The organism is Rhodococcus sp. BS-15, from assembly GCF_000813105.1.
Taxonomy (GTDB): Bacteria; Actinomycetota; Actinomycetes; order Mycobacteriales; family Mycobacteriaceae; genus Rhodococcoides.
Window position 1 is genome coordinate 1 of sequence record NZ_BAOX01000117.1, and the last position, 13,592, is coordinate 13,592.

General features: G+C 63.9%; 13 protein-coding genes and 3 pseudogenes. 5 read left to right on the forward strand and 11 right to left on the reverse strand.

Features of this window, described 5'->3' with window-relative positions; all coding sequences use genetic code 11:
• Together RHBS_RS14585 and RHBS_RS14590 are read left to right on the forward strand one after the other, a co-directional pair.
• A partial coding sequence (locus tag RHBS_RS14585) for a lipase family protein (protein ID WP_237669229.1) occupies positions 1-660 on the forward strand: 660 nt, incomplete at its 5' end.
• Between the two features lie 55 nt (positions 661-715).
• Positions 716-1,743 (forward strand): annotated as a pseudogene (locus tag RHBS_RS14590) (LLM class flavin-dependent oxidoreductase).
• Positions 1,744-1,765: 22 nt separating this feature from the next.
• Here the strand turns inward: RHBS_RS14590 and RHBS_RS14595 are convergent.
• Both RHBS_RS14595 and RHBS_RS14600 read right to left on the reverse strand, forming a co-directional pair.
• On the reverse strand, positions 1,766-2,473 hold the full coding sequence (locus RHBS_RS14595) for an enoyl-CoA hydratase-related protein (protein ID WP_183130112.1): 708 nt from the start codon (positions 2,471-2,473) through the stop codon (positions 1,766-1,768).
• 59 nt (positions 2,474-2,532) lie between these two features.
• Positions 2,533-3,654 carry a hypothetical protein gene (locus RHBS_RS14600; protein ID WP_121869411.1) on the reverse strand — a complete coding sequence of 374 codons (1,122 nt, stop codon included), beginning with the start codon at positions 3,652-3,654 and terminating at the stop codon, positions 2,533-2,535.
• Positions 3,655-3,771: 117 nt separating this feature from the next.
• Between RHBS_RS14600 and RHBS_RS14605 the strand changes: the two genes are divergently transcribed.
• Complete coding sequence (locus RHBS_RS14605) at positions 3,772-4,053, forward strand: Rho termination factor N-terminal domain-containing protein (RefSeq protein ID WP_121869412.1); 282 nt, start codon at positions 3,772-3,774, stop codon at positions 4,051-4,053.
• Position 4,054: 1 nt separating this feature from the next.
• On the opposite strand, the gene RHBS_RS14610 is transcribed toward RHBS_RS14605, so the two are convergent.
• Genes RHBS_RS14610 through RHBS_RS31545 form a run of 4 tightly spaced genes read right to left on the reverse strand, consistent with a single transcriptional unit; the run spans position 4,055 to position 7,108 of the window.
• On the reverse strand, positions 4,055-4,612 hold the full coding sequence (locus tag RHBS_RS14610) for an SRPBCC domain-containing protein (RefSeq protein WP_237669230.1): 558 nt from the start codon (positions 4,610-4,612) through the stop codon (positions 4,055-4,057).
• Entirely contained in the window at positions 4,609-5,256 is a 648-nt protein-coding gene (locus RHBS_RS14615; RefSeq protein ID WP_237669231.1) for an ABC transporter substrate-binding protein, read from the reverse strand. Before RHBS_RS14615 ends, RHBS_RS14610 begins: the two co-directional genes overlap by 4 nt.
• 32 nt (positions 5,257-5,288) lie before the next feature.
• Entirely contained in the window at positions 5,289-5,543 is a 255-nt protein-coding gene (locus tag RHBS_RS30615; RefSeq protein WP_237669232.1) for a hypothetical protein, read from the reverse strand.
• A gap of 59 nt (positions 5,544-5,602) precedes the next feature.
• Entirely contained in the window at positions 5,603-7,108 is a 1,506-nt protein-coding gene (locus tag RHBS_RS31545) for a nitroreductase family deazaflavin-dependent oxidoreductase (protein WP_306303535.1), read from the reverse strand.
• Positions 7,109-7,407: 299 nt separating this feature from the next.
• On the opposite strand from RHBS_RS31545, the gene RHBS_RS31550 reads away from it, so the two are divergent.
• Both RHBS_RS31550 and RHBS_RS14630 read left to right on the forward strand, forming a co-directional pair.
• Positions 7,408-7,995 (forward strand): TetR/AcrR family transcriptional regulator, encoded by a 588-nt coding sequence (locus RHBS_RS31550; RefSeq protein WP_272913860.1) that lies wholly within the window; start codon positions 7,408-7,410, stop codon positions 7,993-7,995.
• Between the two features lie 98 nt (positions 7,996-8,093).
• A pseudogene (locus tag RHBS_RS14630) lies at positions 8,094-9,710 on the forward strand (MFS transporter).
• Here the strand turns inward: RHBS_RS14630 and RHBS_RS14635 are convergent.
• The 5 genes and pseudogenes from RHBS_RS14635 to RHBS_RS14655 all read right to left on the reverse strand — a co-directional run.
• A pseudogene (locus RHBS_RS14635) lies at positions 9,703-10,599 on the reverse strand (SDR family oxidoreductase). The pseudogenes RHBS_RS14630 and RHBS_RS14635 sit on opposite strands and share 8 nt — an antisense overlap.
• 154 nt (positions 10,600-10,753) lie before the next feature.
• Positions 10,754-11,116: an STAS domain-containing protein gene (locus tag RHBS_RS14640; protein WP_121869417.1), complete on the reverse strand. Its 363-nt coding sequence runs from the start codon at positions 11,114-11,116 to the stop codon at positions 10,754-10,756.
• Between the two features lie 193 nt (positions 11,117-11,309).
• Positions 11,310-12,239: an aldo/keto reductase family oxidoreductase gene (locus RHBS_RS14645; protein ID WP_121869418.1), complete on the reverse strand. Its 930-nt coding sequence runs from the start codon at positions 12,237-12,239 to the stop codon at positions 11,310-11,312.
• Between the two features lie 5 nt (positions 12,240-12,244).
• A complete protein-coding gene (locus RHBS_RS14650; protein ID WP_237669233.1) occupies positions 12,245-12,817 on the reverse strand; it encodes a giguanylate cyclase in 573 nt (190 codons plus the stop codon).
• Positions 12,818-12,938: 121 nt separating this feature from the next.
• Positions 12,939-13,592, reverse strand: a 654-nt coding sequence (locus RHBS_RS14655; protein WP_128645908.1) for a glycosyltransferase family 4 protein, incomplete at its 5' end; no start/stop codon positions are given.

Here is a 13,592-nt window from a genome sequence, read left to right on the forward strand (position 1 = left end):
TCCGACGCGCCCGTCGTGGTCTACGGATATTCAGCCGGTGGCGTCGCCTCGGCCGCCGCTGCAGAGCTCGCCACCACGTACGCGCCCGACCTGTCGGTGGTCGGTGCCTTCGTCGGTGCCGCACCGACCGATCCCGTACTGCGCGTCGAAGGGCAGGACGGCACCGGGACCGCCGCGACGATGCTGTACACGATCGACGGCCTGATCGGCGCGCACCCCGACCGGGCCGGCGAGATTCGCGCACTCTTCAACGACCGCGGACGGGCGGTTCTCGATGCGGTATTGGATTTCTGCACGTTCGATGCGTTCGAGTACGGGAAGCTGCGGTCGGAGGATTTGACGGCCGACGGCACGTCTTTGAGCGCACTCATGACCGGCCCCGTGCTGGGTTCGCTGACGGCGGCGAACACCGTCGGGTTCACCGCGCCGGTCGTGCCCGTGATGATCGCGCAGGGAGTCCACGACAGTTCCGTCGGAATCGAGCAGAGCAGGCTCCTGGCGCAGCGATGGCGCGCCGCCGGTGCCGCGGATATCACCGTGCGCGAGTTCGACTTCGGAACCGAACTCGTTCCTGCATTCGACCATACGGCTGCGAACGCCGCTGTCTACCCCGAGGCGATCGGGTGGATCGACCGACTCGTCGCACGGCCCTCGGAATAATTGAATCTTCACTGATGCTGTTGCTGTCGTACATCCCGAATCGAGAGGTCCAATCATGCATCTGGGCGTAGACAGTTTCGTCTCATCCGTGACCGACCCGACCGATGGCCGGGTGATCGCTCCGGAGGAGCGCATGGGTCATCTGCTGGAGGAGATCGCCCTCGCGGATCAGGTCGGGCTCTACTCGTTCGGCATCGGCGAGCACCATCGCAGTGAGTACTACGACTCGGCCCCATCGATCATTCTGGCTGCCGCCGCCGCGCGAACCGAGAACATCCGACTCGGAAGCGCAGTCAAGGTGCTCAGCGCCGACGATCCGGTACGTGTGTTCCAGGAGTTCGCCACCCTCGATCTGATCTCGAAAGGCCGGATCGATTTGGTCGTCGGCCGCGGCTCCTTCACCGAGTCGTTCCCGCTGTTCGGCCTGGACTTGGCCGACTACGACTCACTCTTCGCCGAGAAGCTGGATCTGCTGCTGCAGATCCGCGACAACGTCGAGGTCACCTGGTCCGGCAAGCACCGCCCGGCGCTGAACCGTCAGGGCATCTATCCGCGCCCATTGCAGGATCCGTTGCCCATCTGGGTCGCGTCGGTGGAACACCCGAATCCTTCGCTCGTGCAGGGCTTCTGGGGTTGCCGTTGATGATCGCCATCATCGGAGGGGAACCACGCCAGTTCGCTCCACTCGTAGACCTGTACCGGCGCGCAGGAGCGCAAGCGGGTCATCCGCCGGAGCAGTTGAAGGTAGGGCTGCATGTGTTCGGCTTCGTCGCCGACACCACGCAGGCCGCGGCAGACACCATCTATCCCGGCTGGAACGAGATGTTCACGAAGATCTCGCGCGAACGCGGATTCGCCCGACCGAGCCGGCAGCAGTTCGACGCCACAGCCGGCCCCAATGGTGCGTTCTTCATGGGCGATCCGCAGACGGTGGCCGACAAGATCCTGCGAGTCGGCGAACAGCTGGGCGGCGTCGATCGACTGTCGCTGCAGATGACCAATCCGCGGTTGGCTCACAGTGATCTGCTTCGCGGAATCGAACTGCTCGGTACCGAAGTCGCACCCCTCGTCGCCAAGTGGTAGCGCTGTCGGGGCACACCCAGGGCTAGTTCGAGGCCCATTCCATCTCGTCGACGCCGGCTACCGGCGTCAGGAGCGAACGGACCTCACTCGCGTACATCGTTCGCTTGATCTCCCGTAGAACATCGCCTCGCGTTCCCACCAGTGCACTCGCACGGGCCAGGGCGTCGTCGCTCAATCCATCTGCTGTCGACACCGCGTCGACCAGGCCGAGCGTCATGGCGTCGCCACCGCCGTAGCGGCGGCCGGTCGTCAGCGCCTCGTGAAACGCATGTGGAGCCAACCTCGCTCGCACCATGTCGACGGTTCCCGGGCTGTAGGTCGCGCCGATGTTGACGCCGGGGAAGCACAGGAAGCCACGATCGGACCGCATGATGCGGTGGTCGTGAGCCATCACGAAGAATGCGGCACCGCCGTAGGTGTGTCCCTGCATGGCGGCGACGGTCTGCATCGGGAATGTCAGGAAGCGCACCAGCATCTCCTGCACCGAGCCGATGAACCGGTTGATCTGGTCGAGGTTGTCGGCACCCCATGACAGATCGACGCCGGTGGAGAAATATTTGCCCGTCGCAGTCGTCACCAGCGCAGCCGGGCCGGAGGACGACTCCACCTCGTCGAGCAGTGCATTGATCTCGGCAACCCAGTTCGGGCCCATGCGGTTTTCGCTGTCGTCGACGCCCCGAGTTCCGAGGTTCAGCACGAACACGTCTGCAACGCGATCCAGGTATGGCATATCCCGAAGGTACCCAGTTTTCCTTGTTTTAGCTCACAACGCGGAGGGATCGAGGGGCCTCACGACGACGACGTGGTCGCCGACTGTCGACGAATCAGCTCGCGGTGGCCGTATGTGGCATCGAGTATGTCCTCACGATCTGCGACCGAGGAGCCGACTGCGCCGGCAACCGTACCGAGCGATGCGGCAAGCCAAGCAAGAGAGAAATAGTCGCCGCTGGACGCGGTACGACCGATCTGCGCTGCCAGAAACTCCGGTGAAATGACGACCACTGCCGACGCCAGTACAACGGCGAACAGCAACGCATACATGCACAGCGCACCGGTCAGAACGGTGCCCAAGGTGGCCGCGTTGTACATCCAGCGATCGATCGTGGAGCTTCGGAACGTCCGCTTCTCCCACAGGCCGTTGGGAAAGATGACCCACACCGTCATGGCGATCACTGCGGTGACCCCGATCATGGTCAAGCGCCCCAGACTCATCGACGCTGCCATCTGCCAGATGCTCGCATAGAACACGCCGAAGGCCGACGCCGCGCTGGCCGCAGCAAGCGCGCTCGACAGCGTCGGTACCAATCGCCACGGCCGATTGCACCGAATCATCCCCGACACCAACCTGATTCGGCCGAAGATGCTCGACGTCAGCAGCACCTCGTCACCCTCGCCGGAGTCACTGGACGCCCAGCGGGACTTGAAGTACCTCCTCGGAAGCCGAGACGAATCGTCTGCTTCGATCAACTCGTGCAGTACGGCCAACGCAGCCGCTACAGCGCGTCGTCGGACCGCGAGGGTTCCGAAGGAGGGCACGTACAGCGCTCCGGTCGTACCGTCCCGGGTCTCGGCGATCACCGGGCGGGAACCCTGGCGGCGAGGTACCTCCGAGACACACAACACGATGTCGTAATTGGCGTCTGCCTTCACAGATGCAAGCCACTGGCCCAGCGGGGCCGCACCCGTCGCTGTGGGCGGGAGTGGAACCGACGCCCCTGATACGCGTATTTCGCGCCGCTTGCCGTCGATCATCGCGTGGTCGGGCAGCTTCGCGACGACGGCAGACGCGACCGTCGACGCGAAACCGTCGTCGCTGACCACTCCCACGGAGAGCGGTGTACCGGTGGCTTCGGCCGTGTCTTCCTCTGCACGGGTGGCTCGGCCTTCGGACTGCCGTCGATCCAATTGCATCCCGTTCGCATACCCGATGGAACTCGATGCACACCACCGATCTGGGCTGCTGGGCATGATTCGTTGCCGTGCAGAGCGGGTAGCGCTTCGATGTCGATTCAGTGAAAGGAAGTTTCTATGCCGGCGAAGAAGACCACGACCGATGACCAGGCTCAGCTGAAGGACCAGGGGTTGTACGAGAAGCTCCGCGAGGAAGGCAACTCGAAGGAGAAGGCCGCCCGCATCTCGAACGCCGCAGCGAAGAAGGGGCGAGATCAGGTCGGTAGAAAGGGCGGAGAATCCGGATCCTACGAGGACTGGACGGTCGATGAACTGACCGACCGGGCCAGAGAACTGGGCCTCGAGGGCTACTCGACACTGAACAAGAAGGAGCTGATCGACGCTTTACGCAACCATTGATTCACTGCGGGCGGAGCGATAGGTAGTACTCCTGCTGCGACGGGTAGTAGTGATCGAAACTCGGCAGCAGGGTGCCGTCTCTGGATGCGATGAGCATGTCCAGGTAGTACTCCCAGCCGGGGCCGATGTCGCCCAGACCGTCCGTGCTCTCGCAACTGTGCACTAGTACGACAACAGTCGAGCCGTCCCTCTCGTCGAGCCGAACCTCGAGCGGCCACTGCATCTCGTCGATCGTTCGCACGGCCAGTCGGCTGGGCGGTTCGCACGCTTCGATCGCCATATCCGACGCGGGCTCGCCCTCCTCGAAGCGCATCGTGACACGAACGGTGCTCTCCGAGATGCGCTCCCAAGGCCCGAACCACAGCGCGGTTCGGGGCGATTCCGTGAGGCTGGCCCACACGTCCTCGCGCGAAGCGGCGATGGTCCTGGTCAGCTCGAGAGCGAAGCCGGTGTCGGTGCTGCGCAGCGTGCCCGTGGGTGTCGGTTCCATCAAAGGAGTATGCGACTCCGCATCGCTGCCGTCGAGTGAGACTCCGCCCCACGCAAGGTATGCGATCAACTGCGGTCGTAGAGCTTCTGCACCAAGCCGAGGGTCCACAGCGCGGTCAGTGGACCTCCGTCGTTGGTGAACTTGTCCGTCCGGACGATGCGGTCGCTGCGCACGGCCGGCAATCCGGTCCAGAGCGGGTTGGCGTTCATCGCCTGCAGATCCTGTTCCGACGTGATTGCGGCAATCATCGCCACTGCGTCGGATGCGGCTGTGACGTTCTCCGGTCCGTATTCGATCTCCGGAGTGGCAGCGGTCCAGGCGGAGCCGAAGCGGGCTCCCACATCCTCGAGCGCGATGGACGTCACCCGGTCACGTCCTATCGAGATACCACCTTCCTCCGAAGTGCTGATCGGCAGGACTGCGGTATCGGCGATCGCATCGGCGTACTGCGTCGTGAGTTCGTCTACGCGAGTGGAGTATTCGTCGATGATTGCTCGGGCCTCGTCCTGCTGATTCAGTGCCTCGCCGATCGTCGTCACGTCCTGCTGCCAGCTGACACCGGTGCCGGTGGAGCCCACCGGCAACACCGGCGCGATCGAACTCAACTGGTCGTAGATTTCTTCGATCACCTCGTCGCGGCCGATGATCAGGTCGGGATCGACGCGTGCGACGGCTTCGAGGTCGACGGTGTTTCGCGGATACAGCTCGGGCACTCCGTCTGCCAGCAGTATCCTGGTGGGCTCGGTCAGCGGGCCGGGGATTTCCGGCGGAGCTCGGTTTCCACCGGAATCCCGACGATGGGCAAGTCGAATGCCAGGGCGATGTCCAGGTCACGTCGTCCGTCGATCACGACGACCGACTCGATTCGATCCGGTACCTCGACGGTGCCGAACTGCGTGGTGACCGAATGGGTCGCCGAGTCCGTCGTCGCCGGTTCGGTGTCGACACCGCAGGACGAGACCAGGGATGCAACAAGGACCGCACCGAGGGCGACGGACAAGTGGGGGAGTGTCTTCACAACTTAAGTAAACCAAACCTAAGTCGATTGCGAAGAACTGGTCAATCGTCGTACTCGACTCGCACCGACACCGGGTCGGTCTGCAACGCACGGAAGCCTGCGCCGATGAGGCGTCCGAGCACCGGATTGTCGGAGAAGGATCGCGCACGGCGGGCGACGTCGTCGTCGGGCACGAACGTCGCTGTGCCGGTGCGCCATCGGCTGCCCACCCGAATTCGGATTCGGGGCTCGTCGGTGATATTGGCTCCCCAGCCGGATCGGGTTCCATGCTGGGAGATCAGCCAGGCTCCGGTGTCGTCGAACACTACCGACACCGGAACCTGTCGGCGTAGGCCGGATTTGCGGCCGACGGTCTCGATATCGGTGACGAGGGAAGTTCGGACGCCGATCGAGGTGAGCCCGTTGACGACCGGATTCGCGATGTGTTTGCCGATCCAGCGTTCGCGGCGAAACTTCGTCACGGCAGCAGATGTGTCCACCCGAGCAGAACTGCGGCGGTTGCGGAACGCGTCCCAGCCGTTGCGCTGCATCATCGTGGCCGCTGTCTTCCATGCCGGACGGCTCGAATTCGGTTGATGCCCAGCGCCGATGAGCTGCAACTGATCGGTGTGCCATTGCAGGTCGAGAGCGCCGTTGATCTGCTTGAACGCGCTGGACTTCGACGGGACACGCAGAGCCACGCGCGGCGATTCGACGCGATCCAGTGTGCCGTCGACCAGGGAATTCGCGACGGCCGGGGCGAGGGCAGTCGGACGGCCGAGGCCGACCATGTCGCACTCACCCGACTGCACTGCCGCATTCATCACCGAACGGGTACGGAAGCCGCCGGTGACCGCCAGCGGCACGGTTCCTGCCGCGTCGCGCACCGTCCGCGCGTACTCCAGAAAGTACGCCTCGCGATCGCGGGTGCTCGCGGTGCCCATCATCGCGGGTGATTCGTAACTGCCACCGCTGATTTCGATCAGATCTATGGATTCCCGAACGAGATGCTCGACGGTGATGCGTGATTCTTCCTCGCTGAACCCGCCGCGCTGGAAGTCCGCCGAATTCAGTTTGATTCCCACTGCGAAACTCGGAGACACCGCTGCTCTGATCGCGCGGACGACTTCGAGTACGAATCGCATCCGTCCGTCGAGGTCGCCGCCCCAGGCGTCCTCGCGCCGATTGGACAGCGGCGAGAGGAACTGCGACACCAGGTAGCCGTGCGCCCCGTGGATCTGGACGCCGTCGAAACCGGCCGTCTCGGCCACGGCCGCTGCGGTGGCGAATCGGCCGATGATGTCGTGAATATCGTTCTCGCTCAACGCCCGAGGTGCTGGAATCCCCGGGATGTTGGGAGCGATGGCGGACGGTGCAACGGGCTTGGTGCGGGTGACGAGCGGGTTGGCCTGTCGACCGGGATGATTGAGCTGCATCCAGATGGGGGCACCGCCGTCGGACGTCGCTTTCGCCCAACGGGCGAGCGCATCGCGGTCGCGACCGTCCTCGATGACGACATTGCCCGGTTCTCCGAGATGGGACCGGTCGACCATCACGTTGCCGGTCACCACCAGGCCGTAGCCGCCTGCGCCCCACTGGCGGTACAGCGTTTCGAGGCGGGAGTCCGGGCCGTGCTCGGCGGTGGACAGTCCTTCGCTGAGCGCTGCTTCATCACACGATTCGGCAAGATCTGCCCGCAGGCGAGGGTGAGCGGCTGCTCAGATCGATCACGTCGGTGTCAGGGGACATGCGTTGCTCCGGTTCCGGGACTGCGGTTCCAGCTATGATGGACAACATAGCTACAGAACGACTGTAGGTGTAACGAGACGTCACGTCAATCATTGTGGCGTCCACGGGAGGGGTTCGGATGGCGAATCGAAGCAGTGCTCGGGACGACATGCTGCGCAGCGCTGCGCAGCTGTTTCGTCGACGCGGCGTTGACGCGACCTCGCTGGCCGACGTCATCGATCTTGCGGGCGCGCCGCGCGGCTCGATCTATCACCACTTTCCTCGCGGCAAGCCGCAGTTGGTGGAAGAAGCGACGCGAACTGCGGGAGCCGCCATGGGCACGATGATCTCGGCCGGCCTGACCGCGGCGGGACCCGCGGCCACCGTCCGGGCAATCATCGAGGGCTTTCGCAGCGAACTGCTGGCCACTGGCTTCGTAGCGGGGTGTCCGGTCGCTCCCGCTGCGCTCGAGGGGCTCAATGCTCCCGGTGCCGTGACGGCGGCGGGCGAGTCGTTCTCCTCTTGGGAGGACACGATCGCCGCGTCCCTGTGGCAGCGCGGCGTCGCCCGCGAGCGGGCTCACGCGTTGGCCACCTTTGCGATAGCGGCCATCGAAGGTGCGCTGATCATGTCCAAGGCGCAACGCTCGACTACGGCCCTGGATCGGACGGAGGGGGAGTTGTCGGCCCTGCTCGAGGCGGTCCTGGAGGCTTCGGCGGGCCGCTGACACCGACCTCGTGGAGGTACTCGATATTGCTATAACTGTCAGTAACAGCTAACTTCCCTTCAGGCACTATGCCGATCGTCATAGTCGAAGGGATTCTCATGTCGCTACCCACCACCTCCCGTCACTCGGTGGACGTCCCGCAGTTCCGTCGGCGATACCTCGCGCTGATCGTGATCTGCGCAGCCGAGCTGCTCGTCGTGTTGGACAACACCGTCGTCAACGTCGCACTGCCTCGATGGGACTGCAGTTGCGTGCCGACATGAGCGGACTGCAGTGGGTGGTCGACGCCTACACGCTGACGTTCGCGGGATTGCTGTTGGCGTTCGGTCACCTCGGCGATCGCTACGGCCGCAAGAAGGTCATGATTTTCGGACTGGCGGGTATCGCGGTGATGTCGGTCGGCGGCGCTGTCGCCGCCGATCTGGGACAGGTGATCGCGGCCCGTGCGGCCATGGGAGTGTGTGCGGCCGCAGTGTTTCCGGCGACCCTTGCCTGATCATCAACATCTTCACCGACGCAAGGAGCGAGCGCTGGCCATCGCGGCCTGGACGGCCATGGCCGGGTTCGCCATCGCGATCGGCCCGACGGCCGGTGGATTCCTTCTCGAGCATTTCTCGTGGCACTCGGTGTTCTGGATCAACGTTCCTGTCGCCCTGCTCGTTCTGGTGGCCGCGCTGGCCTGCGTACCGGAGTCGAAGGCAGAGCACGTCGGCAAGTACGACCCCCTGGGCATCGCGTTGTCGTTGGCCGGCATCACAATACTGGTCTGGGCGATCATCGAAGCGCCACACAACGGTTGGTTGTCTGCAACGAGCATCGGAGCCTACGCGGCAGGATCGGCAGCCGTCGTCGCTTTCGTCTGGTGGGAATTGCGAACACCGTCTCCGGTACTGGACTTGAACCTGTTTCGAAACCGGCGATTCTCACTGCCCGCCTTGGCCATTGCCGTGGCGTACTTCAGTATGTTCGGCTTCCTGTTCATGATCACCCAGTACTTCCAGGGTGTGATGGAGTTGACCCCACTGCAATTCGGCGTTCACTCGCTACCCTTCGCGATATCCATCGCAATCGGTGCGCCGCTGGCGACGATCATCGCGCAACGCATCGGAACCACGGCCGTGATCGTCTTCGGATTGGTGGTAATGAGCATCGGCATGTTCATCGCAGGTCAGGTGGAGGTCGAAACGCCTTATCTGGGGCCGGTTCTCGTCTCGATGGTTCTGATGGGCCTCGGCTTGGCGATCGTGCAGGGTCCTGCCACCGAGTCGATCATGTCCTCGGTGACGCTCGACGAAGCAGGTGCGGGCTCCGCGGTGAACGACACCACCCGAGAGGTCGGCGGAACGCTCGGAGTTGCCGTGCTCGGATCGATCGTCGCGTCGATCTACACCACACAGGTGAGTCCGAAGATCGACGCGATACCCGACGCGATCATGGAGCCCTACCAAAAGGCGTTCGCTCGCGAAACGGTCGTCAGCGTCATCGAGATCGTGAAAGCGCCCACCAACCCGGTCTTCGCGACGCAGAAGGCCGACCTGATCCACGCGATGAAAGCTGCGTGCCTGGAAGGCTTTCAGCTCGCGTCGTTCGTCACCGTCGGAGCCGCTATGACTTGTGCGCTTGCCGTCGCGCTGTTCCTGCCGTGTCGACGACCGGAGGGAAACGGTGTGCTGCTCGCGTGGCGCGGATCCGAGGACGCCGACGAGATCAGTTGAAGGGCGTGCCGCCGGTGACCGCGATGGTCTCGCCGGTGATGTAGCTCGATTCGTTCGATGCCAGGAAGACATATGCCGGTGCCAATTCCGCGGGTTGGCCCGGTCGTCCCAGCGGGACGGTCTCGCCGAACTTCTCGTACTTCTCCGCAGGCATCGTCGCGGGAATGAGCGGTGTCCATATCGGTCCGGGCGCAACAGCATTGACGCGAATTCCGCGCCCTGCAAGATCGCCGGCAAGGCCCTTGGTGAAGGCCACGATTCCCGCCTTGGTCGTGGCGTAGTCCATCAGTTCCGGAGAAGGGTTCGATGCCTGAATCGAGGTGGTGTTGATGATCGTCGAGCCTGCGTCCATGATCTCGGCAGCGCGTTTCGAAATCCAGAACAAGGCGTACAGGTTGGTCTTGAGCACCCGATCGAACTGCTCGGTGGTGATGTCGGCGATGCCGCCTATCTGTGCCATCTGAAACGCGGCGTTGTTGACGACGATGTCGAGTCCGTCGAGGACCTCGGACGCGGTGTCGACCAGTTGCACGCACTGCGACTCGTCGGTGAGATCGCAGGCGATGGCTCTGCCTGCGCGGCCTGCTCCCTCTATGAGGTCGACGGTGGTCTGCGCGTCAGGACCTTAGGACTCGAGGTGTGCGATGACGACGTCGGCACCCTCGCGCGCAAATGCAAGTGCAACAGCGCGGCCGATGCCCGAGTCGCCTCCGGTGATCAGAGCTTTGCGGCCGTGCAATCGACCAGATCCACGGTAGGAATCCTCACCGTGATCGGGAGAGGTGACCATGTCGCGGGTCAGTCCTGGGTGCTCGAGGCGTCCTTGCTCGGCCCGATCGGGCATCGGAAACGCGGTGGTCGGGTCGGATTTGCTGAACTGGTCGGACATTGTCGATCCTTGCCTCGGTGTGCGTGAAATGCTCCACGCGGCAAGTCGAACGAGCCGCTTCGATTCAGTGGAGACGACTCACGGCGCACGTGCCGTCCGGAGTCGCTGTCCTCCTGGGGTTTGCCGAATCGGGCGTACCGCAAACCTCAACCGATCATGCAGCGCGCGGATCCGCTCCGATGGTCACTGCGCCCAATGCGTCGAGAACGATGCGCGCGGGCCGCGTCGGAGCGTAGATCTCAAGCCGGCCCACACTGCGCGTGGCAGCGTCGACGATCACGCATGCGGACCCCGAGTACATGAAGGTGACCGCCGACAAGTCCAGCAGCACAACCGTTTCGCCGCGCAAGGCGTCGTCGAGCGCTTGCAACAGATCGGTGCGTGCCCGCAGATCGAGATCGCCCGTCGCTCGGACGACAGTCAGGCGAGGGGAGTAGAACTCGGTGCCGATGGAGTAACGAGCATTGCCGCGTTCGACGGGTGCGAGGCGAGAATCGAAGTGGTCGGTGACAGTCACGGTGCGAACCTCTCAGTTCGGATGGCCTAACGACCGACGTGCACGGGGTGGAACCCGAGGGCTACAGGTTCCGGTGCATGCCGTGCGGCAATCCTGACAGCGCAACGTCACCGAACCGAGGCCTGACCATCACGGACCGATAGCTAGTCGGTAACGAAAAGGTAACGGCAGATGTGACGCCGCTGAGCGTCGTTCAGGGCAATGTGTGGCCTGCCGCCCGGAACAGGCGGTACCACTCCTGCCTGGTCAGGCGTAGGTCCGAACCGCCGGCGGCTTCGACGATTCGCTCGGGATTCGTGGTTCCGAGCACAACCTGAATATCGGCCGGGTGCCTGGTGATCCAGGCCGTTGCCACCGCCGACGGGGTCGAGCCGTGTACGTGGGCGATCTCGTCCAATGCCACGTTCAGATCGGGATAGTTCTCGCGGTCGCCCACGAACACACCGGAGGATGTCCCGCTCTGGAACGGTGACCACGCCTGCAGGGTGATGCCGCGCGTTCGCGCGTAGTCCAGCAAACCGTTGTCGCGGTCGATCGACTGATCCTCGGCGCCCATGTTGGCGGTCAGGCCCGCCGCGATCAACGGCGAGTGCACGATGCTCAGCTGTACTTGATCGAACAGAATGGGTTGATTCACAGCAGTTTTCAGCAACTCGATCTGGCCGGGTGTGTGATTGGAGACGCCGAAGCCGAGGACCTTGCCCGACGCGTGCAGGTGGTCGAATGCTGCTGCAACCTCTTCCGGCTCGACGAGGGTGTCCGGTCGGTGCAGTAGAAGGGTGTCCAGGTGGTCGACGCCGAGGGCCGCGAGTGACGCCTCGACCGTGGTGACGATGTGATCCTCGGAGAAGTCGAACCAGCCCTCGCGAATGCCGACCTTGCTCTGAATACTGACGTGCTCGCGCTGCGACGAAGTCAGGGTGACCGCATCTCCGAATCGCTTCTCGCACGTGTGCGGGGCACCGCCGTAGATATCGGCATGGTCGAACACCGTGACGCCCACGTCGAGGGCGGTGTCCACCAGTCTCCTGATCTGGTTGTCGTCCAGATCGCTGATGCGCATGAACCCCAGCACGATGCTCGAGACTGCTGTTCCGGTGTGGGGGAGGGCGAAGGTTCGCATGTCGGTTACTCGAACTCCAGACGCATGGATTGGGTGGTTGCCTGCAGCAGCAGGGCGAAGCCGGTGAAGGAGACGACGATCGGAGCCCACAGCACCACCGCCACGAACGTGTCCACACCCCGCTCGACGACGATATAGACCGCGACGACGGTGGTGCCGAGCAGGCAGAGAGCGACGTGCGTGGCCAACCGCCACTTGTCGAAGAAGAAGCCGGCAAGCATGCCGATCGGGATGAGGAACGCGCACTTGCCGAGCGTGACCTCGGGCGCGAAATCTGCCGTGATGGTGGCACCGAAAATTGCGAAGTTCGCGATGACGACGAAGGCGAACGCCTGTCCGAGCGTCGGCCACGGACCGAACCACCAGAACGCGCCCATGATGTACGCGGCGATCATGCACGTCCACTGCACGATCGACGGGATCGTCGTCGTGGCTCCGTAGCCGAAGGCGAGCTCGAAGGTCACGACCACGGCCATGGCCAGGGCGGCAGCGGAGACGATGCGTTTGACCGCGGTGGTCAACGCGAGGCTGGTCATCACGCCGATACACCATTGATAATGCTCGTTGGATCTCGTCATGGCGCGAGTCATGTCAGCCCCCATCGTTCCAATCGGGCCCCGATTGAAACACAGCCGTCTGCGCCGGGGTTCGAGTTCGTTCATTTTTCCTGGCCGGCGACCCGCTCGCTCGGCACGTCGGTCAGCTGATGAGACGGTGCAACAGTGCGGGAAGTGTCTCGGTGATGTCGTGGCGGACGGCGACTCGGTGCCTCGCGGCATCCCCGAGGGTCCGCCGCCGATCCGAATCGGCCACAACCGTCGAAATGGCCGCAGCGAGGGCTGAGGCGTTGCCGGGCTCGACCAGTATCCCGGCACCGTCGACGAGGAACTCGTGGGTGCCGCCGTGGTCGGTTCCGATCACCGGCAGCCCGTGTGACATCGCTTCGAGAACCGACAACGGACCCGCCTCCGGCGACGTGCTTGCGGAAACGACCACGTCCCACCTCTGTAGCGCAGATTTCGCGTCGGTGTGCCCGAGGAACTCGACACGACCCGCGAGGTCCGTTCGAGACGCTCGCTCGTGGAGTTCTGCGACATACTCATGATCACCAGGGAAGCTGCCGCCGGCGAGTTCGACACGGATCTCGGGAAGAGTGGCCACGGCGTCGAGCAGAACTCGGTGGCCCTTCCACGGTGTCAGCAGAGCCAACATACCGATTACCGGCGGGGTGTGGAGTTCGCCGCCGAAGCGGGGCACCGGCCACGGCACTCCGTTGTGGGACACCACCACCGGAAGGCCGGCCGCGCGGAGGGGAACGGCCGTTGCTTCCGACACCGACACCGCGACGCGAAC